The sequence below is a fragment of the Streptomyces flavofungini genome, assembly GCF_030388665.1.
Classification (GTDB): domain Bacteria; phylum Actinomycetota; class Actinomycetes; order Streptomycetales; family Streptomycetaceae; genus Streptomyces; species Streptomyces flavofungini_A.
Map to the genome: position 1 here is coordinate 7,822,324 of NZ_CP128846.1, position 21,534 is coordinate 7,843,857.

The 21,534-nt window shown below is 71.4% G+C and carries 17 protein-coding genes; 12 read left to right on the forward strand and 5 right to left on the reverse strand.

The features are described 5' to 3' along the window. The 11 genes from QUY26_RS33695 to metK all read left to right on the forward strand — a co-directional run bounded on the left by QUY26_RS33695 (position 1) and on the right by metK (position 12,967). Positions 1-1,314, forward strand: coding sequence for a dihydroorotase (locus QUY26_RS33695; RefSeq protein WP_289953508.1), 1,314 nt, complete (start codon positions 1-3; stop codon positions 1,312-1,314). Then, positions 1,311-1,940 carry a PH-like domain-containing protein gene (locus QUY26_RS33700; protein ID WP_289953509.1) on the forward strand — a complete coding sequence of 210 codons (630 nt, stop codon included), beginning with the start codon at positions 1,311-1,313 and terminating at the stop codon, positions 1,938-1,940. The genes QUY26_RS33695 and QUY26_RS33700 overlap by 4 nt, the downstream gene beginning before the upstream one ends. Then, positions 1,937-3,079 carry a glutamine-hydrolyzing carbamoyl-phosphate synthase small subunit gene (gene carA / locus QUY26_RS33705; protein WP_289953510.1) on the forward strand — a complete coding sequence of 381 codons (1,143 nt, stop codon included), beginning with the start codon at positions 1,937-1,939 and terminating at the stop codon, positions 3,077-3,079. The genes QUY26_RS33700 and carA overlap by 4 nt, the downstream gene beginning before the upstream one ends. Beyond that, entirely contained in the window at positions 3,072-6,389 is a 3,318-nt protein-coding gene (gene carB / locus QUY26_RS33710) for a carbamoyl-phosphate synthase large subunit (protein WP_289953511.1), read from the forward strand. The genes carA and carB overlap by 8 nt, the downstream gene beginning before the upstream one ends. A 97-nt stretch (positions 6,390-6,486) precedes the next feature. Beyond that, entirely contained in the window at positions 6,487-7,599 is a 1,113-nt protein-coding gene (locus QUY26_RS33715) for a quinone-dependent dihydroorotate dehydrogenase (protein WP_289953512.1), read from the forward strand. Further along, positions 7,596-8,441 (forward strand): orotidine-5'-phosphate decarboxylase, encoded by an 846-nt coding sequence (gene pyrF / locus QUY26_RS33720; protein ID WP_289953513.1) that lies wholly within the window; start codon positions 7,596-7,598, stop codon positions 8,439-8,441. Before QUY26_RS33715 ends, pyrF begins: the two co-directional genes overlap by 4 nt. Positions 8,442-8,864: 423 nt before the next feature. After that, positions 8,865-9,188, forward strand: coding sequence for an integration host factor (locus QUY26_RS33725; RefSeq protein WP_016638838.1), 324 nt, complete (start codon positions 8,865-8,867; stop codon positions 9,186-9,188). A 62-nt stretch (positions 9,189-9,250) separates the two neighbouring features. Then, positions 9,251-9,844 (forward strand): guanylate kinase, encoded by a 594-nt coding sequence (gene gmk, locus QUY26_RS33730; RefSeq protein ID WP_289953514.1) that lies wholly within the window; start codon positions 9,251-9,253, stop codon positions 9,842-9,844. A gap of 64 nt (positions 9,845-9,908) precedes the next feature. Further along, the gene (gene rpoZ, locus QUY26_RS33735; protein WP_030360466.1) at positions 9,909-10,181 is read left to right on the forward strand and encodes a DNA-directed RNA polymerase subunit omega; all 273 of its coding nucleotides are present in this window, start codon (positions 9,909-9,911) and stop codon (positions 10,179-10,181) included. Positions 10,182-10,272: 91 nt separating this feature from the next. Next, the gene (gene coaBC / locus QUY26_RS33740) at positions 10,273-11,487 is read left to right on the forward strand and encodes a bifunctional phosphopantothenoylcysteine decarboxylase/phosphopantothenate--cysteine ligase CoaBC (protein ID WP_289953515.1); all 1,215 of its coding nucleotides are present in this window, start codon (positions 10,273-10,275) and stop codon (positions 11,485-11,487) included. Between the two features lie 271 nt (positions 11,488-11,758). After that, positions 11,759-12,967, forward strand: coding sequence for a methionine adenosyltransferase (gene metK, locus QUY26_RS33745; protein WP_289953516.1), 1,209 nt, complete (start codon positions 11,759-11,761; stop codon positions 12,965-12,967). Between the two features lie 81 nt (positions 12,968-13,048). Here metK and QUY26_RS33750 read toward each other — a convergent pair whose 3' ends face one another. Genes QUY26_RS33750 through QUY26_RS33765 form a run of 4 tightly spaced genes read right to left on the reverse strand, consistent with a single transcriptional unit; the run spans position 13,049 to position 18,180 of the window. Further along, positions 13,049-14,146, reverse strand: a complete 1,098-nt coding sequence (locus tag QUY26_RS33750) for a hypothetical protein (protein WP_289953517.1) — start codon at positions 14,144-14,146, stop codon at positions 13,049-13,051. A 21-nt stretch (positions 14,147-14,167) separates the two neighbouring features. After that, a complete protein-coding gene (locus QUY26_RS33755) occupies positions 14,168-16,123 on the reverse strand; it encodes an ABC transporter substrate-binding protein (RefSeq protein WP_289953518.1) in 1,956 nt (651 codons plus the stop codon). Further along, positions 16,120-16,872: a TIR domain-containing protein gene (locus tag QUY26_RS33760; protein WP_289953519.1), complete on the reverse strand. Its 753-nt coding sequence runs from the start codon at positions 16,870-16,872 to the stop codon at positions 16,120-16,122. Before QUY26_RS33760 ends, QUY26_RS33755 begins: the two co-directional genes overlap by 4 nt. A gap of 12 nt (positions 16,873-16,884) precedes the next feature. Next, entirely contained in the window at positions 16,885-18,180 is a 1,296-nt protein-coding gene (locus tag QUY26_RS33765; RefSeq protein ID WP_289953520.1) for a helix-turn-helix domain-containing protein, read from the reverse strand. A 228-nt stretch (positions 18,181-18,408) separates the two neighbouring features. Between QUY26_RS33765 and QUY26_RS33770 the strand changes: the two genes are divergently transcribed. Then, positions 18,409-20,559, forward strand: a complete 2,151-nt coding sequence (locus QUY26_RS33770; RefSeq protein WP_289953521.1) for a primosomal protein N' — start codon at positions 18,409-18,411, stop codon at positions 20,557-20,559. 158 nt (positions 20,560-20,717) lie between these two features. On the opposite strand, the gene QUY26_RS33775 is transcribed toward QUY26_RS33770, so the two are convergent. Beyond that, positions 20,718-21,281 carry a hypothetical protein gene (locus tag QUY26_RS33775; RefSeq protein ID WP_289953522.1) on the reverse strand — a complete coding sequence of 188 codons (564 nt, stop codon included), beginning with the start codon at positions 21,279-21,281 and terminating at the stop codon, positions 20,718-20,720. Between the last annotated feature and the right edge of the window lie 253 nt (positions 21,282-21,534).

A 21,534-nucleotide genomic window follows, 5' to 3' on the forward strand; every position in this document is an offset into this window, starting at 1 on the left:
ATGAGCAAGATCCTGATCCGTGGCGCGCAGGTGCTCGGCGGCGAGCCGCAGGACGTCCTGATCGACGGCGACACCATCGCCGCCACCGCCCGGCAGGGCGAAATCGACGGGAGTGGCACCGGCCTGAGCGCCGAGGGCGCCACGGTCGTCGAGGCCGACGGCAAGGTCCTGCTTCCGGGCCTGGTCGACCTGCACACCCATCTGCGCGAGCCCGGCCGCGAGGACTCCGAGACCGTCCTCACCGGCACTCGCGCGGCCGCAAGCGGTGGCTACACGTCCGTGTTCGCGATGGCCAACACCTTCCCCGTCGCCGACACCGCAGGCGTCGTCGAGCAGGTCTACCGCCTCGGCAAGGAGTCCGGCTACTGCGACGTGCAGCCCATCGGCGCCGTCACCGTCGGCCTGGAGGGAAAGAAGCTCGCCGAGCTGGGCGCCATGCACGAGTCGGCGGCCGGTGTCACGGTCTTCTCCGACGACGGCAAGTGCGTCGACGACGCCGTGATCATGCGCCGCGCCCTGGAGTACGTGAAGGCCTTCGGCGGCGTCGTCGCCCAGCACGCGCAGGAGCCGCGGCTCACCGAGGGCGCGCAGATGAACGAGGGCGTCGTCTCCGCGGAGCTCGGGCTCGGCGGCTGGCCCGCGGTGGCCGAGGAGTCGATCATCGCCCGGGACGTCCTGCTCGCCGAGCACGTCGGTTCGCGCGTGCACATCTGCCACCTGTCGACCGCGGGCTCCGTGGAGATCGTCCGCTGGGCCAAGTCCCGCGGCATCGACGTCACGGCCGAGGTCACCCCGCACCACCTGCTCCTCACCGACGAGCTGGTGCGCAGCTACAACCCCGTCTACAAGGTCAACCCGCCGCTGCGCACCGAGCGCGACGTCATGGCGCTGCGTGAGGCCCTGGCCGACGGCACCATCGACATCGTCGCCACCGACCACGCCCCGCACCCGCACGAGGACAAGGACTGCGAGTGGGGCGCGGCCGCCATGGGCATGGTCGGCCTGGAGACCGCCCTGTCCGTCGTCCAGCACACGATGGTCGACACCGGCCTGCTCACCTGGGCGGGCGTCGCCGACCGCATGTCCCACACCCCGGCCCGGATCGGGCAGGCCGACGGCCACGGCCGCCCCGTCTCGGCGGGCGAGCCCGCGAACCTCACCCTCGTCGATCCGGCATACCGTGGACCCGTGGACCCCGCGGGATTCGCCTCCCGCAGCCGCAACACCCCCTACGAGGGCCGTGAGCTGCCGGGACGCGTCACGCACACGTGGCTGCGGGGCCGGGCCACGCTCGTCGACGGGAAGCTCCAGTGACCGCAACACACCTTCTTGCCAGCACCCACCTGACCCACCTGGCCGCCGAGGAGAAGTCGGCGGAGGTCACCGACTGGGCCGCCCGCATCGGCTGGGTCGTCGGCCTGCTGCTCTTCATCGCGCTCGTCTACTGGCTGATGCGCGAGGGCTGGAAGTGGCGCGGCACCCTCCAGTCCGACCTGCCCGAGCTCTCCGACGCGCCGTCCGACCCCGGCCCGGCCAGACTGGAGCTGACCGGCCGCTACCACGGCTCGACCACCGCGGGCCAGTGGCTCGACCGGATCGTGGCGCACGGCCTGGGCACCCGCAGCCGGGTGGAGCTGACCCTCACCGACGCGGGCCTGGACGTCGTACGCCCCGGGGCGCGCGACTTCTTCATCCCGAAGGAGGCGCTGCGCGAGGCCCGGCTAGACAAGGGCATCGCGGGCAAGGTCCTCGCCGAGGGCGGTCTGCTGATCGTCACCTGGGCGCACGGCGACAAGCTCCTCGACTCCGGCTTCCGCTCGGACCACGCCGCCGAGCACGCGGAGTGGGTCACCACCATCAACAACATGATCGACAGCACCGAGACCGACGGCGCCGACGCCCAGGTCGACAGCACGACGCAAACGGAAGGCGCACGATGACGACCTCCACTCGGGGAGCCGTGAAGACTCCCGCCGTACTCGTCCTGGAGGACGGCCGCATCTTCCGCGGGCGCGCCTACGGGGCCGTGGGGGAGACCTTCGGAGAGGCCGTCTTCTCCACCGGCATGACCGGCTACCAGGAGACCCTCACCGACCCGTCGTACCACCGCCAGGTCGTCGTGATGACCGCCCCGCACGTCGGCAACACCGGCGTCAACGACGAGGACCCCGAGTCCGCGCGGATCTGGGTCTCCGGCTACGTGGTGCGCGACCCCGCGCGCGTGCCCTCCAACTGGCGCGCCAAGCGCTCCCTGGACGAGGAGCTGGAGCGCCAGGGGGTCGTCGGCATCAGCGGCGTCGACACCCGCGCGCTCACCCGCCACCTGCGCGAGCGCGGCGCCATGCGCGTCGGCATCTTCTCCGGGGACGCCGTCTCCACGGACAGCGATCTGCTCGCCAAGGTGCAGGCCGCCCCGCAGATGAAGGGCGCGAACCTGTCCGCGGAGGTCGCCACCGAGGAGGCCTACGTCGTCCCCGCGATCGGCGAGAAGCGCTTCACTGTCGCCGCCGTCGACCTGGGCATCAAGGGCATGACCCCGCAGCGCATGGCCGAGCGCGGCATCGAGGTGCACGTGCTGCCCGCCACCGCCACCGCCGAGGACGTCTACGCGGTCGACCCGGACGGAGTGTTCTTCTCCAACGGCCCCGGTGACCCGGCGACCGCCGACGGCCCCGTCGCCGTCATGCAGGAGGTCCTGAAGCGCAGGACGCCGCTGTTCGGCATCTGCTTCGGCAACCAGATCCTCGGCCGCGCCCTCGGCTTCGGCACGTACAAGCTGAAGTACGGCCACCGCGGCATCAACCAGCCCGTGCAGGACCGCACCACGGGCAAGGTCGAGGTCACCGCGCACAACCACGGCTTCGCCGTCGACGCGCCCCTGGACAAGGTCTCCGACACCCCCTACGGCCGCGCCGAGGTCTCCCACGTGTGCCTCAACGACCAGGTCGTCGAGGGCCTGCGGCTCCTCGACCAGCCCGCGTTCAGCGTCCAGTACCACCCCGAGGCGGCCGCCGGCCCGCACGACGCCGCGTACCTCTTCGACCGCTTCACCACCCTGATGGAGGGCCAGCGTGCCTAAGCGCACCGATATCCAGTCCGTCCTGGTCATCGGCTCCGGCCCGATCGTCATCGGCCAGGCCGCGGAGTTCGACTACTCCGGCACCCAGGCGTGCCGCGTCCTCAAGTCCGAGGGCCTGCGCGTCATCCTCGTCAACTCGAACCCCGCGACGATCATGACCGACCCGGAGATCGCCGACGCCACGTACGTCGAGCCGATCACCCCGGAGTTCGTCGAGAAGATCATCGCCAAGGAGCGCCCCGACGCGCTCCTGCCCACCCTCGGCGGTCAGACGGCCCTCAACACGGCCATCTCCATGCACGAGCAGGGCGTCCTGGAGAAGTACGGCGTCGAGCTGATCGGCGCCAACGTCGAGGCCATCAACAAGGGCGAGGACCGCGACCTCTTCAAGGACGTCGTCGAAGAGGTCCGCAAGAAGATCGGCCACGGCGAGTCCGCCCGCTCGTACATCTGCCACTCCATGGACGACGTCCTCAAGGGTGTCGACGAGCTCGGCGGCTACCCGGTCGTGGTCCGCCCGTCCTTCACCATGGGCGGCGCCGGTTCCGGCTTCGCGCACAACGAGGACGAACTGCGCCGCATCGCGGGCCAGGGCCTCACGCTCTCCCCGACCACCGAGGTGCTCCTGGAGGAGTCCATCCTCGGCTGGAAGGAGTACGAGCTGGAGCTGATGCGCGACAAGAACGACAACGTCGTGGTCGTCTGCTCCATCGAGAACTTCGACCCGATGGGCGTGCACACCGGCGACTCGATCACGGTCGCGCCCGCGATGACGCTCACCGACCGCGAGTACCAGATCCTGCGGGACGTCGGCATCGCGATCATCCGTGAGGTCGGCGTCGACACCGGCGGCTGCAACATCCAGTTCGCCGTCAACCCCGACGACGGCCGGGTCATCGTCATCGAGATGAACCCCCGGGTCTCGCGCTCCTCGGCGCTCGCTTCGAAGGCCACCGGTTTCCCGATCGCGAAGATCGCCGCGAAGCTGGCCGTCGGCTACACGCTCGATGAGATCCCCAACGACATCACCGAGAAGACCCCGGCCTCCTTCGAGCCGACCCTCGACTATGTCGTCGTCAAGGCCCCGCGCTTCGCGTTCGAGAAGTTCCCGCAGGCCGACTCCACGCTGACCACGACCATGAAGTCGGTCGGCGAGGCCATGGCCATCGGCCGCAACTTCACCGAGGCCCTGCAGAAGGCGCTGCGCTCCCTGGAGAAGAAAGGCAGCCAGTTCTCCTTCACCGGCAAGCCCGGCGACAAGTACACGCTCCTGCGCGCGGCCGTGCGGCCCACCGACGGGCGCATCAACACCGTCATGCAGGCCATCCGCGCGGGCGCCACGCCCCAGGAGGTCTTCGACGCCACGAAGATCGACCCCTGGTTCGTCGACCAGCTCTTCCTCATCAAGGAGATCGCGGACGAGCTGACGGCCGCCGAGAAGCTGGAGCCCGAGCTGCTCGCCGAGGCCAAGCGGCACGGCTTCTCCGACGCCCAGATCGCCGAGATCCGCGGCCTGCGCGAGGACGTCGTCCGCGAGGTCCGGCACGCCCTCGGCGTCCGGCCCGTCTACAAGACGGTCGACACCTGCGCCGCCGAGTTCGCCGCCAGGACGCCGTACTTCTACTCCTCCTACGACGAGGAGTCCGAGGTCGCCCGGCGCGAGAAGCCCGCCGTGATCATCCTGGGCTCCGGCCCGAACCGCATCGGCCAGGGCATCGAGTTCGACTACTCCTGCGTGCACGCCTCCTTCGCGCTCAGCGACGCGGGCTACGAGACCGTCATGGTCAACTGCAACCCGGAGACCGTCTCCACCGACTACGACACCTCCGACCGGCTCTACTTCGAGCCGCTCACCCTGGAGGACGTCCTGGAGATCGTCCACGCGGAGTCCCTCGCGGGCCCGATCGCGGGCGTCGTCGTCCAGCTCGGCGGCCAGACCCCGCTCGGCCTCTCCCAGGCCCTCAAGGACAACGGCGTCCCCGTCGTCGGCACCTCGCCCGAAGCCATCCACGCCGCCGAGGACCGCGGCGCCTTCGGCCGCGTGCTCGCCGAGGCGGGCCTGCCCGCGCCCAAGCACGGCACCGCGACGACCTTCGCCGAGGCCAAGGCCATCGCCGACGAGATCGGCTACCCGGTCCTCGTCCGCCCCTCCTACGTGCTCGGCGGGCGCGGCATGGAGATCGTGTACGACGAGACCCGGCTCTCCGCGTACATCGAGGAGTCGACCGAGATCAGCCCGTCCCGGCCGGTCCTCGTCGACCGCTTCCTCGACGACGCCATCGAGATCGACGTGGACGCGCTCTACGACGGCCACGAGCTGTACCTCGGCGGCGTCATGGAGCACATCGAGGAGGCCGGCATCCACTCCGGCGACTCGGCGTGCGCCCTGCCCCCGATCACCCTCGGCGGCCACGACATCAAGCGCCTTCGCGCCTCCACGGAGGGCATCGCCAAGGGCGTCGGCGTGCGCGGCCTCATCAACATCCAGTTCGCCATGGCCGGGGACATCCTCTACGTCCTGGAGGCCAACCCGCGCGCCTCGCGCACCGTCCCCTTCACCTCGAAGGCGACCGCGGTGCCGCTGGCCAAGGCCGCCGCCCGCATCTCGCTGGGCGCGACCATCGCCGAGCTGCGCGCGGAAGGGCTGCTCCCGGCGGTCGGTGACGGCGGCGAGCTGCCGCTCGACGCGCCGATCTCCGTCAAGGAAGCCGTGATGCCCTGGTCGCGCTTCCGCGACATCCAGGGCCGCGGCGTCGACACCGTGCTCGGCCCGGAGATGCGCTCCACGGGCGAGGTCATGGGCATCGACTCCGTCTTCGGCACGGCGTACGCCAAGTCGCAGGCGGGCGCGTACGGTCCGCTGCCGACCAAGGGCCGCGCGTTCATCTCCGTCGCCAACCGCGACAAGCGCTCGATGATCTTCCCCGCGCGTGAGCTGGTCGCCCACGGCTTCGAACTGCTCGCCACCTCCGGCACGGCCGAGGTCCTCAAGCGCAACGGCATCAACGCCACGGTCGTGCGCAAGCAGTCCGAGGGCGAGGGCCCCAACGGCGAGAAGACCATCGTCCAGCTCATCCACGACGGCCAGGTCGACCTCATCGTCAACACGCCGTACGGCACCGGCGGCCGCCTCGACGGCTACGACATCCGCACCGCGGCCGTCGCCCGGTCCGTGCCGTGCCTGACGACCGTGCAGGGCCTCGCCGCCGCCGTCCAGGGCATCGACGCGCTCAACCACGGGGACGTGGGCGTGCGCTCGCTCCAGGAACACGCACAGCACCTGACCGCCCTGTCAGCGGACCGGGGCTAGCAGCCCACGAGGGGGACACCGGATCCGGTGTCCCCCTCCTCATGCCGCACCCCGCACGAGGGCGCGGCAGCCACCGAGGACTCCGAGGACACCCCCCATGTACGCACTCTTCTTCCGCCTGATCTTCCAGCGGATGGACCCCGAGCGGGCCCACCACCTGGCCTTCCGCTGGATCCGCCTCGCCGCCCGCGTCCCCGTCCTGCGCACGTTCGTCGCCGCCGCCCTCGCCCCGCGCCACAAGGAGCTGCGCACCGAGGCCCTCGGCCTGCGCATGCACGGCCCCTTCGGGCTCGCCGCCGGGTTCGACAAGAACGCCGTCGCCATCGACGGCATGGCCATGCTCGGCTTCGACCACGTCGAGATCGGCACGGTCACGGGCGAGCCGCAGCCCGGCAACCCCAAGAAGCGCCTCTTCCGCCTCGTGCCGGACCGCGCGCTCATCAACCGCATGGGCTTCAACAACGAGGGTTCCGCGGCCGTGGCGGCCCGCCTGGCGGCCCGCACGCCCGTCTTCAGGACCGTCGTCGGCGTCAACATCGGCAAAACCAAGGTCGTGCCCGAGGCCGAGGCCGTCGCCGACTACGTGAAATCCGCTGAGCGTCTGGCCCGCCACGCCGACTACCTGGTCGTGAACGTCTCCTCGCCGAACACGCCCGGCCTGCGCGACCTCCAGGCCACCGAGTCGCTGCGCCCCCTGCTCAGCGCCGTCCGTGAGGCCGCCGACCGCAGCGTCGAGGGCCGCCGCGTCCCGCTGCTCGTGAAGATCGCGCCCGACCTCGCCGACGAGGACATCGACGCCGTCGCCGACCTCGCCGTGGACCTCGGCCTGGACGGCATCATCGCCACGAACACCACCATCGCGCGCGAGGGCCTCGGACTCACCTCCGACCCGGAGCTGTACGCCGAGACCGGGGGCCTCTCCGGCGCGCCCCTCAAGGAGCGCTCCCTGGAGGTCCTGCGCCGCCTCTACGCGCGCGTGGGCGACCGGATCACCCTCGTGGGTGTCGGCGGCGTCGAGAACGCCGAGGACGCCTGGCAGCGCATCCTCGCGGGCGCCACGCTGGTGCAGGGCTACAGCGCCTTCATCTACGAGGGCCCGTTCTGGGCGCGCGGGATCCACAAGGGCCTCGCCGCCCGCCTCGCCACCTCCCCGTACGCCACGCTCGCCGAAGCCGTCGGCGCCGACACCCGGAAGGCCCCCGCCGCATGAGCCCCCAGGAACCCTTCGGCGCCCGGCTGCGCCACGCCATGGACACCCGCGGCCCGCTGTGCGTCGGCATCGACCCGCACGCCTCCCTGCTCGCCGCCTGGGGCCTGAACGACGACATCCAGGGCCTGGAGTCCTTCACGCGCACCGTCGTCGACGCGCTGGCCGACCAGGTCGCCGTCTTCAAGCCGCAGTCGGCGTTCTTCGAGCGCTTCGGCTCGCGGGGCGTCGCCGTCCTGGAGCGGGCGGTCGCGGACCTGCGCGCGGCGGGCGGCCTGGTCGTCATGGACGCCAAGCGCGGTGACATCGGCTCGACCATGGCCGCGTACGCCGAGACCTATCTGCGCAAGGACGCCCCGCTCTTCTCGGACGCCCTGACCGTCTCGCCCTACCTGGGCTACGGCTCCCTGAAGCCCGCCGTGGACCTCGCGCGGGAGAGCGGCGCGGGCCTGTTCGTGCTCGCCCTCACCTCCAACCCGGAGGGCGCCGAGGTGCAGCGCGCCGTGCGCGAGGACGGCCGGAGCATCGGGGCCACCATGCTCGGGCACCTCGCGGTCGAGAACGCCGGGGCGGCGCCCATGGGCTCCTACGGAGCCGTCGTCGGGGCCACGCTCGGGGACCTGTCGACGTTCGAGCTCGACATCAACGGGCCGCTGCTCGCGCCCGGCATCGGTGCGCAGGGCGCGACCCCGGCCGACCTTCCCCGGGTCTTCGGCGCGGCCGTGCGCAACGTTGTGCCGAACGTCAGCCGGGGCGTCCTGAAGGCGGGGCCCGGGGCGGGCGCGCTGCGGGACGCGGCGGCGCGGTTCGCGGACGAGGTGCGATCCGCGGTGGACGCGGCGTAGGACTCGGCGGGGCTCGGCGGGTCCCGGCACGAGGTCTCGGACTTCTTTCGCCACTTCTTTCGCCGAGAGCGTGCACGTCGGCGGGGCAGAAAGGCTTTTCCGGGTGCGGATCCGCGTTTCCGGAAGACGCCGAGGAGGGCGTGCGCGCGCAGAACTGACGCGTTGCTTACGCGACACCCGGCCAAAACAGGGGTGAAATGCCTGAAATGTCGGGCTCAGTGGAGGCTGACCAGGACTTTTCGTCTGTTCTCGCTGACTCCGGCGGCCATGGCCGCTAGTCTCCGACGAGTGGGGGCACCCCCCACACCTTTGAGGTAGTGGGGGACAACGGGCAAGCGCGTTGCACGTTGCTCCCCTGGTGTGGGGCGACTAGGTTCCTCACCGGTCCGTATCCGACAGTTCGACATCCGAGGTGACGTAGGCGTGGCTCTTCCGCCCCTTACCCCTGAACAGCGCGCAGCCGCGCTCGAAAAGGCCGCCGCGGCTCGCCGGGAGCGGGCCGAGGTCAAGAATCGACTCAAGCACTCCGGCGCCTCGCTTCACGAGGTCATCAAGCAGGGCCAGGAGAACGACGTCATCGGCAAGATGAAGGTCTCCGCTCTCCTGGAGTCCCTGCCGGGCGTGGGCAAGGTCCGCGCCAAGCAGATCATGGAGCGCCTCGGCATTTCCGAGAGCCGCCGCGTGCGCGGGCTCGGCTCCAACCAGATCGCGTCTCTCGAGCGCGAGTTCGGCGGCAGCGGGGCCTGACGGTCTCAGGCTTCCCGGGGCTCCTGGTCTCAGGCAGTCCCAAGAGGCTGGATAATCGCTGCATGGCTGCTTCACCCCGGGGGACGACCCCCGTACCCCCGGACGTACGTCCGCGGCTGACCGTGCTCTCCGGCCCCTCCGGGGTCGGCAAGAGCACGGTCGTCGCCCATATGCGCAAGGAACACCCCGAGGTCTGGCTCTCGGTCTCGGCGACGACCCGCAAGCCGCGCCCCGGCGAGCGTCACGGCGTGCAGTACTTCTTCGTCTCCGACGACGAGATGGACAAGCTGATCGCCAACGGCGAGCTCCTGGAGTGGGCCGAATTCGCGGGCAATCGCTACGGCACGCCCCGCAAGGCGGTCATCGAGCACCTGGAGGCGGGCGTTCCCGTCCTGCTCGAGATCGATCTGCAGGGTGCCCGCCTGGTGCGCGAGTCGATGCCGGAGGGCCAGCTGGTCTTCCTCGCGCCGCCGAGCTGGGAGGAGCTGGTGCGCCGGCTCACCGGCCGGGGCACGGAGTCGCCCGACGTCATCGAGCGCAGGCTCGAGGCCGCCCGGGTGGAACTGGCCGCGGAGTCCGAGTTCGACGTGACCCTCGTCAACACCTCCGTCGAGGACGTGGCGCGCGAGCTGCTAGCCTTGATGAAGGTTGTTTGATCTTCTACGCGAATTCAACAACCGAATTCACCATCTTCACCGTCCACCTTTCGGAAGGCAGAGCGTGTCCTCTTCCATCACCGCGCCCGAGGGCATCATCAACCCGCCGATTGATGAGCTGCTCGAGGCCACCGACTCGAAGTACAGCCTCGTGATCTACGCCGCCAAGCGCGCCCGTCAGATCAACGCGTACTACTCGCAGCTCGGCGAGGGCCTCCTGGAGTACGTCGGCCCGCTGGTGGACACCCACGTCCACGAGAAGCCGCTGTCGATCGCGCTCCGCGAGATCAACGCGGGTCTGCTGACGTCCGAGGCCGTCGAGGCCCCCGCGCAGTAAGCACGCAGTCCTTCACCACGGGCCCGGCAGAGCACCTGCCGGGCCCGTGGTGTGTCATGGAGTCGTACGTTTTCGAGTGCGGGGAGGCACGGTGGACAAGGCGGACAAGCCGAAGGTCGTTCTGGGGGTCAGTGGTGGGATCGCCGCCTACAAGGCGTGCGAGCTGCTGCGCAGGCTCACCGAGTCCGGACACGACGTGCGCGTCGTCCCCACCGAGTCCGCGCTGCACTTCGTCGGCGCCGCGACCTGGTCGGCGCTCTCGGGCCACCCCGTCTCCACGGAGGTCTGGTCCGACGTCCACGAGGTGCCGCACGTGCGGATCGGGCAGCACGCCGACCTCGTGATCGTCGCGCCCGCCACCGCCGACATGCTCGCCAAGGCCGCCCACGGCCTGGCCGACGACCTGCTCACGAACACGCTCCTCACCGCCCGCTGCCCGGTCGTCTTCGCCCCGGCCATGCACACGGAGATGTGGGAGCACCCCGCCACCCAGGAGAACGTGGCCACCCTGCGCCGCCGCGGCGCCCTCGTCGTCGAGCCCGCCGTCGGCCGCCTCACCGGCGTCGACACCGGCAAGGGCCGCTTCCCGGAGCCCGCCGAGCTCTTCGAGGTCGTTCGCCGCGTCCTCGCCCGCGGCGGCAAGCCCGCGCAGGACCTCGCCGGACGGCACGTCGTCGTCAGCGCAGGCGGCACCCGCGAGCCCCTGGACCCCGTGCGCTTCCTCGGCAACCGCTCCTCCGGCAAGCAGGGCTACGCGCTCGCCCGCAGCGCGGCGGCCCGCGGCGCCCGCGTCACCCTCCTCGCGGCGAACACCGCCCTGCCGGACCCGGCGGGCGTCGACATCGTGCCCGTCGGCACCGCCGTGCAACTCCGCGAGGCCGTCCTGAAGGCCGCTGCCGACGCCGACGCGGTGGTGATGGCCGCCGCCGTGGCCGACTTCCGCCCCGAGACGTACGCCACCGGAAAGATCAAGAAGAAGGACGGCGAGGCCCCACCCTCGATCAACCTCGTCCGCAATCCGGACATCCTGGCCGAGATCGCGGGCGAGCGGCCCCGCGCCGGCCAGGTCGTCGTCGGGTTCGCCGCCGAGACGGACGACGTCCTCGCCAACGGACGGGCCAAGCTCGCCCGCAAGGGCTGCGACCTTCTCGTAGTGAACGAAGTCGGCGAGCGCAAGACATTCGGCTCTGAGCAGAACGAGGCGATCGTGCTCGGCGCCGATGGCAGTGAGACCCCGGTGCCGTACGGGCCGAAGGAAGACCTGGCGGACACGATCTGGGACCTGGTGGTTCAGCGACTGGCGTGAACCGGTGGTACCCACGCCGGAAACTGGGGCGAACATCACTTTCGCCCCAGTGGAGGGCTCAAACCCCGCGAATTCGGGCGGCAGGCCCTCTGGTGGAGACCGATCGTCGTATCGCACAATGCAGTGCCGCAGGTCACAGGGCTCCATGTGGCGAGACAGGTGACCGCGCGGGGGAGTGCGACCGATAAACTGGTCGAGGACGACGCCGAGCGCAGCTCTCGGCCCGTCCACCAATGATCAGCCAGCAGCCGCTGCAACCACAGGGAGCGATGTGTCCCGCCGTCTCTTCACCTCGGAGTCCGTGACCGAGGGTCACCCCGACAAGATCGCCGACCAGATCAGCGACACCATCCTCGACGCGCTTCTGCGCGAGGACCCGACCTCCAGGGTCGCCGTCGAAACGCTCATCACCACGGGCCTCGTGCACGTCGCCGGTGAGGTCACGACGAAGGCGTACGCGCCGATCGCCCAGCTCGTGCGCGACAAGATCCTCGAGATCGGCTACGACTCCTCGAAGAAGGGCTTCGACGGCGCCTCCTGTGGCGTGTCGGTGTCCATCGGGGCCCAGTCCCCGGACATCGCTCAGGGTGTCGACACCGCGTACGAGCAGCGGGTCGAAGGCGACGAGGACGAGCTCGACAAGCAGGGCGCGGGCGACCAGGGCCTGATGTTCGGCTACGCCTGCGACGAGACGCCCGAGCTGATGCCGCTGCCGATCCACCTCGCGCACCGCCTTTCCCGGCGCCTGTCCGAGGTCCGTAAGAACGGCACCATCCCCTACCTGCGCCCCGACGGCAAGACCCAGGTCACCATCGAGTACGACGGCGACAAGGCCGTCCGCCTCGACACCGTCGTCGTCTCCTCGCAGCACGCGTCGGACATCGACCTGGACTCCCTCCTCGCCCCCGACATCCGCGAATTCGTGGTCGAGCCGGAGCTGAAGGCGCTCCTCGACGACGGCATCAAGCTGGAGACCGAGGGCTACCGCCTCCTGGTGAACCCCACCGGCCGCTTCGAGATCGGCGGCCCGATGGGCGACGCGGGCCTGACCGGCCGCAAGATCATCATCGACACCTACGGCGGCATGGCCCGCCACGGCGGCGGCGCCTTCTCCGGCAAGGACCCGTCCAAGGTCGACCGCTCGGCCGCCTACGCCATGCGCTGGGTCGCCAAGAACGTCGTCGCCGCGGGCCTCGCCGCCCGCTGCGAGGTCCAGGTGGCCTACGCGATCGGCAAGGCCGAGCCGGTGGGCCTGTTCGTCGAGACCTTCGGTACCGCCAAGGTCGACACGGACAAGATCGAGGCCGCCATCGGAGACGTCTTCGACCTCCGCCCGGCCGCGATCATCCGCGACCTGGACCTGCTGCGCCCGATCTACTCCCAGACCGCCGCGTACGGCCACTTCGGCCGCGCCGTCCCCGACTTCACGTGGGAGCGGACGGACCGGGTGGAGGCGCTGCGGAAGGCTGTGGGCCTGTAGGGCTGACAGCAGGCGTCCAGCCTCTGGAGGCCCGGTGACCCCTGTGGGGGCACCGGGCCTCTTGCCGTGTCACTTGTCGTGTCAGAAGGGGGAGTCCCCGAGCCCCGACGTACCGTCGTCGGTTCCCTCCGGTTCATCGTGGCCGAGGCGTCGGCGCAGAGCATCGACGACGTGGTCCTTGCCGTGGATGCGGGCGAGGTTGAGGAGCCGTTGGGCGAAGATGTCGACCTCCGGGTCGTCGGACGCGAAGCCGACCCACGCCAGAAAGGTGTCGAGGGAGTCGCTGTCCGCCGGGGTGGCCCCTTCCCCATCATCGATGTACGGCATCGAGTCGCGCTGGTGACGGGAAATGAACCGCTGCTCACCGGGGCCGTCGGCTGGCGCGTACGGCGACATCAGGTGCTCGAAGGGCGACTCGACGGTGTCGTTGTTCGCGGCGGCGGACAAGCGGGTCAGCAGACCGATCCGGTCCACGGTGGCCTCGACCTCCTGGTCGTTGCGGGACAGCCACCACACCACGGCGCTGCCCGCGTCCTTCAGCACGTCGTCGCCGAGATAGGCGCGCTTGCTGCGCTCGTAGTTGCGTTCGTGCTCCCACACGTCCTCGTCCTTGCGGACGTTGGAAAGCTTGGACAGGCGTTCACGGTCGAGGTCGGACAGGGCCAGGGAGACGTCCTGAGCCATCGCCAGGACCCGGTTGCTGGAGTCCGCCCGCATCGTGCCCAGCGCCCCGTCCAGCTGATGCTGCACGTACGCACTGTGGGTGGGCTGCTGCTGTTCGGTGAGGGCTCGGGCGCGCTGGAGCACGGCGTTCACGGCCAGTCCTCCCGCGTCGATCGCCGGAGCGTCCGGGGGAGCCTCCAGCTCGCTCCATGACACCGTCGCGGAGAACAGGAAGTCGTAGTCGCGAGCCGCGCTCGGCAGGGCCACACGCGTGACGCGCCGCTCAGGGCGCTCGGCCACGAAGAGCTCCGGGGCCGGTTCGGCCAGCGGGACGAGGGCGGGGGCGTGGGCGCCGCGGATGAGGACGCTGTGCGTGACGGCCGCGATGACCAGCAGGACCGTTGCCGTGGTGGGCCAGGCCCAGAGCGGCCAGCGCGCACTCAGGCCCAGGATGACGAAGATCAGCCCGAGGATGACGGTGACGAACAGCGTCATCGTCTTCTGACCGGAACTCATGGAGAACCCCCGATTTCTCTTTCAGGCAGTGCGTTCGTAAGGACTGAGGCCTTGCTCGGCGTCGATGGCGCGCAGCAGCAGGTCGACGGTGTCCGCCCGGTCGGCAGCATCATGGGCGGGTGACCGCCGCCACCCGCGCGCGACCCGGAAGAGGCGGCCTGCGGTGCGGCAGTCCGAGGCGCTCGCCGCGGCGAGGACCTCCAGGATGTGCAGCCGGTGCTCGGTGTACTCCACACACGCGCTGAGCCAGTGCGACACGTGCTCGGCCCACTGCTCGTCGGGGCGGCGCAGTGTCTCGGCCCAAGCCTGGGTCAGCACGGTGCGGGCTCGTGGTGAGCGGATGAGGCGGATGGGATCGGCAAGCGTGAGGAACAGCTGGGTGTCGGTGTCCCCTGAGCGTCCCTCCCTGCCGGCGCCGAGCCGGCTGAGCATCAGTTGGTAGAGGCGGTTGTCGGAGCGGGCGAGGGACAGCACCGCTGTCCGTGCTTCGGTCCCGACCCGGCCCTTTCCCCGGCGTGCCAGGTGATGGAGGCGCACCAGAGCCTGATCCGGATGTGTCAGAGCCATGGCCTCCAAGCAGACCGGCACCAGGACCTGGCCCAGTCCCTGGCTGGTGTCCGCGGCCGTCGACCAGTCGTAGATCCGCTGCCGGAAGTAGCGCCCGTGCTGCTCGTCGGCCAGGCCGAGCGCCAGGAGCTGAGCCGCATCCGGTACGGACCGTGTGAATGTGTCGGGGCGCGTCCACTTCTCCACCAGCCATGTGAGGTCCTCGGGGCGCCGGCACCGCAGGCCTTGCTCGGCGAAGCGGGGGATCGCTGCCGCCCGCTCGTCGGAGTCGAGGTCCGGTGCCGACATGCAGGTGTGGAACCAGTTGCGCAGCTGCAGTCGGACGTCCGGCATGTAGGTCCAGAAGTGGTCGCGCACGGCGTCGGCATAGCCGGGCAGGGCGAAGTGGACCCGACCGTCCGGGCGGACCTCGGCGTGCACCGCGGTGAACTCCGCGTACAGGTCGGTGCGGTCGAGCCGAGGAGTTTCGTCGTCCGGGTGGCTCAGGACCTTCAGCAGGCTGTTCGTGGCGTGCAGGACGGTGCCCGGGAGCGAGTTGTGGAACATCGCCAGCGCGAGGAGCAGCGCCCGACGGCGTCCGCTGCCTTCGCCGGCGATGTCCGTGGCGACGCGCGCGGACTGGTCGTGCTCGTCGGCGAGCGCTGCGGCGAGCCATTGGTCGAAGCCGTGGTCGGCGCCCTCGTCGCGGTGCTGCCTGATCCTGTCCGCGAGCGCCGCCACCTTCCGCAGAGGGGCGCGGGACAGGTACGTCCCCAGCTCCTGGCTGTCCAGTTCGGCAGGCGTCGGATGGATGCCCTCGCACCGCAGGTGCCGGGCGAGCACGCGTTTCCCCGCCGGACGGCCCACTTCCGCGGTGAGGTGTCTGAGGTCGTCGCGCAGCAGATAGCCGAGGTGGTGCGGCAGCACCACGACCAAGTAGGCGTCGGCGTCCGACAGGCGGTCCCGGAGCGCGAACAGCTCCCGCTGGATGTCCACATACCGGGACTCCTCCGCTTCGGACAGGTCGAGCAGGAGCCGGTCGCCCGTGCCGATGTCCTGCCCGGTGATGGCGGAGGACGTCGTGTCGTCGGGGGTGTCGGGCAGTTCGTGCAGATCGCCCCGGCCATCTGGCAGTTCCTGCAGCAGCATCAGGGCGGCCGTGCGTCGCCCACTGCCGGGCAGGCCGTCGAGCAGCGCGGTGCGCGTCTCTTGCAGCACGTCGCGCGCCCTCGTGAAACGGGGCGGGTCCACGAAGCGCTGGTAGAGGTGCAGGCGATCGGACTTGGAGATGGTGCGCCGCCGTCGCTCCGCCTGGTCGCGGAGGCGTGAGGTGGTTTCGGCCGCCGCCACGTACCAGTTGTACTGGTTCCCCGCACCGCTGTGGACCGAGCCGTGGGATTCGTGCACGTGCGTGCCGGTGTGGTCCGTCACCGGTCGTCGTCCCGGCGTGTACGACGGTGGCGCTGCCCGTGCTCGTGGTGGATGCCGCCCATGTTGTCGCCCGCCACGTGGGTCGTCCCGTCGCTGTTCTTGTGCGTGATCATGTCGCCGCTGCCGGTGTGCATCGGACTGTGGGACTCGCCCACGAACGTGCCGAAGGTGCCGCTGACGTGACCGATGCCGCCGCTCTGGTGGTCGTTGCGGACGGTGGGGTTCCCCTCGGGGACGTCCGGCGCGTGCTCGGACTCCCGGCTGTCCATGCCGGCCAGGCCGGGGACCTGCTGCACGAGGCGATCGCCCAGGATCGCCACGTCCGTGGCAAAGGTGCGTGACTGAAGGCGTGCGTACTGGCAGACCGCCAACTGCTCGATGGACTTGGGAAGACGATGCGGATCGATTTGTTCCATGTGCCGGCCGACCAGGAGCGGGACGACGAGCACTCCGGAGTCGAAGGCCTCCTCGATCTCGCGGCGCACCCAGTCCTGGGCGTTGGCTAAAGCTCGCCGTCCCGGACGTTTCGGGTCCGGAACGTCGAGCCACTGTTCGTCGATGATCACGAGCAGTACCCGGCTTCGGCGCACGGCCCGAGGCAGTGCCTGGGTGTAATCGCTGCCGAGCCCGATGCCGTTGCCGGCGAGGAAGACGCTGTCGGGCCCGAACCGTTCCGACAGCGCTTCCTCGCACCTGTAGGCGATGTCCTTGCCGCCCTTGGTCCGGTAGTTGATGAAGATCTCGTGCATGGCTGGTCCTCTCTAGGAAGCGGAAGTGGCGGTGATCGCGACGGCCAGGTCGGGTGCGAGCGCGGACACCGCTGTCCGGCCGCGGTGGCGCGCGAGGGTGTGCGCGAGTCGGCGCAGGTCGGCGGCCACCGTCGCGGAGCGTGTGAGTCGCACCGAGGCCAGGGCGTCGGCCGCGATCCCGCAGGCGTGGTCGACTTCCCCTGCCGCCGCGTGGGCGAGGGCGCGCCGGACGTTGTGCCGTCCCCGCGTGCGGAGCGCGTGCGCAGGGATGCGTGCGGTCTCCCTGTCGAGCAGGGCCGCGGCCTCAGCGGGGCGGCCCAGGTCGTACAGACACCAGCCGGTGAACATGGAGACCACGTCCGGCAGGTGCGAGGTGCCGAGCACCGGTTGCCCGGGATCCGCCACGTCCCGCGCGAGCAGGACGCGGGCGCGGTCGAGATGGTGCATGCAGGCCGTGTGCTCACCGGCGACGGCGGCGCTCTGAGCGAGGTGCTGCGCGGCCAGGCCGCGGATGCGGGACGACGCGTCGCTCCGCAACGCACGCTCGGCGAGCTGGCCGGCCTCGGCGACGTCCCCTCGGTACAGGCTGATGAGCGAGTGTCGTACATACGAGTAGGTGGCGATGTCCGGGTCATCCCCCGCGTCGGCCAGGTGCACGGCACGGGTGGTCCACCAGCGGGCCATCGAGTCCTTGCCGCACTCCTGCGCCATCCACCCCGCGTACTCGGCATAGCGGGACGCGATGAGGAGCAGATCGCGCCGGGTACGGGAGCCCGCATGGGCGGCCAGCCGCTCCAGGCTCTGGATCTGAGCGACAAGGGCGGGCAACACCCCTGTCGGGCCCGAGGACTGACCGAGGCGGCGGAGCTGGTCGAAGATCAGGCGGGCGGCGTCCACGACCGTGGCGGCCGCCTCGTCCGGCGGCGGCTGCACGGGCGCGCTCCCCGTTTGCAGCGCCAAGGCGGACATGGCTCCCGCGGAGATCGCGCGGCGCCGCGTCATCCTTCGGATGCTGCTCGAACCGTCCTTGTCCACGTGCATCAACCACACCTCACTGTCGTGATCCGGACTGTCCTGGGGCGGCTGGGGCGGAGGGGCCGGGAGCAGACCGGCGAGGGCGCCGTCGGCCTTGAGCTGGGCGTCGCACAGGCGGGCGAGTTCGGGCGTCGGACGTTTGAGTCCGCGTTCCACCTTGCTGAGCTGAGCCTTGCTGTAGTGCACACGCCGACTGAGCTGTTCCAGGGAGAGCCCGGCGTACAGGCGCCTCCGGCGCAACTCCGGTCCGAAATCGCAGGCTTCTTCCAGCACGTCAACCTCCGTCACTCTCCGGCCGACGGCCGATGAGCGCCGCGATTCAGCGTGTGGCAGCCGGTCGGAACCGAACAAGGCGAATGGAGCGTTTCCCGTTTCCTCATCCGGAGCGAAGCCGACCCGGATCCGGGTGTCGAGAAACGAAAATCGGCCAGGCGCCCGAGGCGAGGGCCCTGCACGTCTCGGCCGTCGGCGCTGTCGGACCCGTCTGGTAGGAATGCAGCTGTGAGCAGCGAGAACGAGAATTCCGAGGGGCCCGCAGGGGTGGAGCCCGAGCAGCTTGCGCTCATCAGGGACAGCGTGCGCAAGGCCAAGGTGCCCAAGGCGAAGCCGCGTACGTGGCGGGGGGCCGCGTTGGCCGAGGAGTTGCCGGTGGCGCGGGTGGTGGTGGACAAGGGGGTGCTGCATCTCGACCGGTACTTCGACTACGCGGTGCCGGCGGAGCTGGACGAGGCCGCGCAGCCCGGGGTGCGGGTGCGGGTGCGGTTCGGTGCGGGGGCGCGGAACGTGCGGCACGGGCGGCGTGAGGGGGGCGGGCTCATCGACGGGTTCCTCGTCGAGCGGTGTGCCGAGTCGGACTACGGCGGGCCGCTGGCCGCGCTCGCGCAGGTCGTGTCGCCGGAGCCCGTGCTCGACCAGGAGCTCTTGGGGCTCGCCCGTGCCGTCGCCGACCGGTACGCGGGCAGCCTCGCCGACGTGTTGCAGCTGGCCGTCCCGCCGCGGCACGCCCGCGCCGAGTCCCGGCCCTCGCCTCCCGCCGCTCCGCCGCCGCCCGCGCCCGACCCCGGCTCGTGGGCGCGGTACGGCCGTGGTGCGGAGTTCGTGGCGGCGCTCGCCTCCGGTGGCGCACCCCGCGCCGTGTGGACGGCGCTGCCCGGGCCCCAGTGGGCCGACGAGATCGCCCGGGCCGTGCAGGCGACGCTCGCCTCGGGGCGCGGCGCCCTCGTCGTCGTCCCGGCCGGGCGGCCCGCCGCGCGGGTCGACGCGGCCCTGCGGGAGCGGCTGGGGGAGGGGCGGCACGCCGTGCTCACCGCCGACGCGGGGCAGGAGCGGCGGTATCGGGAGTGGCTTGCCGTGCGGCGCGGCTCGGTGCGGGCCGTCGTCGGGACGCGGGCAGCGATGTTCGCCCCGGTGCGCGACCTCGGCCTCGTCGTCGTATGGGACGACGGCGACGCGAGCCACAGCGACGACAACGCTCCCTTCCCCCATGTGCGGGAAGTCCTGGAGCTGCGTGCCGCACGCGACAAGTGCGGTTTCCTGCTGGGCAGTTGGGGGTGCACGGTCGAGGCCGCCCAGTTGGTCGAGAGTGGCTGGGCGCTGCCGCTGGTCGCCGGGCGCGAGCAGGTGCGGGGCGCCGCGCCGCTGGTGCGGACCGTCGGGGACGGGGACCTCGCGCGCGACGAGGCCGCGCGGGCCGCGCGACTGCCCACTCTCGCGTGGCAGGTCGCCCGCGAAGGCCTGAAGCACGGGCCGGTCCTGGTGCAGGTGCCCCGGCGCGGGTACGTGCCGCGTCTGGCCTGTGAGCGTTGCCGGGAGCCCGCGCGCTGCCGCCACTGCGCGGGGCCCCTGGAGGCCCGGGACAGCGGCGCGCTGGGCTGCGCCTGGTGCGGGCGGGACGAGGGTGCCTGGCACTGTGCCGAGTGCGGCGGGTTCCGGTTGCGGGCGCAGGTGGTGGGGGCGCGGCGGACCGCCGAGGAGCTGGGGCGGGCCTTCCCCGCGGTGCCGGTGCGTACGTCGGGGCGGGAGCAGGTCCTGGACACGGTGGGCGGCGCGCCCGCCCTCGTGGTGAGCACCCCGGGCGCGGAGCCCGTGGCCGAGGGCGGCTACGCGGCCGCCCTGCTGCTCGACGGCTGGGCCATGCTCGGCCGCCCCGATCTGCGCGCGGGCGAGGAGGCCCTGCGGCGGTGGATCGGCGCTGCCGCGCTGGTACGCGACCAGGGCGCGGGCGGCACGGTGGTGATCGTCGCCGAGCCGACGCTCCGGCCCGTGCAGGCGCTGGTGCGGTGGGATCCGGTGGGGCACGCGGTGCGGGAGTTGTCCGAGCGGGCCGAGCTGGGGTTCCCGCCGGTCTCGCGGATGGCGGCGGTCACCGGGGCGCCGGACGCGCTGTCGGAGTTCCTCCGCAGCGCCGAACTGCCTCCGGACGCCGAGGTGTTGGGCCCGGTGCCCGTCGCCGCCATGGCGGCCGGCCGGCCCCGGCGGCCCGGGGACGTGCCCCCCGGCGAACACTGGGAGCGGGCTCTCGTCCGGGTGCCGCCGGGCAGTGGCGCGGCGCTCGCCCGGGCCCTGAAGACGGCGCAGGCCGCGCGGATGGCGCGGGGAGCGGGGCAGCAGGAGGCGGTTCGGGTGCGGATTGATCCTGCGGATATCGGGTGAGGCGCTATTGCTGAGGTGCTGCTGAGCGGGTTCCGCATCGGTGGGGGTGGCTGGGCCAGGTCGACGAATGCCGGGGTGAGTTCGCGGGTGTCGGGCGGGCCCTGAAGCACGGCTGCCCCCTGCCCGTCGTGGGCAGGGGGCAGGCTGTCGCCGTCCGATCAGCCGTTGCGCGGGCCGGGGAAGGCGCCGGGGCGCATGTCGTCGCGGAGGCCGGGGCTGCCCGCCGACGGCTGGGTCGGCATGGTGCGGGCCGCGGGGACCGAGGGCAGCGGGGCGCCCACCGGGATCGTGCGGGGCGGGGCGGCTGCCGTGGTGGCGGTCGCGGCGGTGGTCGCCTCGGGGGCGCGCTCGGGTTCGGCGGTGGTCTGGGCCGTGGTGCGGCGTGCGCCGTAGCGGCGGTGCACGGCCTGCTTGGTGACGCCGAGCGCGGAGCCCACCGCGTCCCACGAGAAGCCGAGTGAGCGGTCGAAGTCGACGGCGGCGGTCACCAGCGTCTCGACGCTGTCCCGCAGTTCCTGGGCCAGGCGGACGGTCGGGGCGGGAGCGCGTCCGTACACGACGAAGCCCGCGGAGGGGCTGGAGCGGCGCGGGCGGTAGACGTTGCCGAGCTGGGCGGTGAGGGTGCGCAGTGCGTCCACCTGCCGGCGGACCCGCTCGATGTCCCGCACCAGCAGGTGCAGGCTGGCCCGTGCCTGGGCGTCGTGGGTTGCGTGGTCGGCCATGAACAAGCCTCTCGAACCGGCGTTGAGGGATCGGGATGAAAGGAGCTGAAGGGGGCTGAAGGGGGCTGAAGGGGAGGGGAAGGAAAGGGAGGGGCGGGAAGGGAAGGGAAGGGAAGGGAAGGGTGGGAAGGGAGGAGCGGGGGACGGTGTCGGGTGGGGACGGGCTGGGTGTGGGGAGCCGGGGGGTGCGGGGTGGTGTCCGTGTCCCGGTTCCGCTGCGGCGGTGGGCGGTCGGTGGTGCTCTGCAATGAGG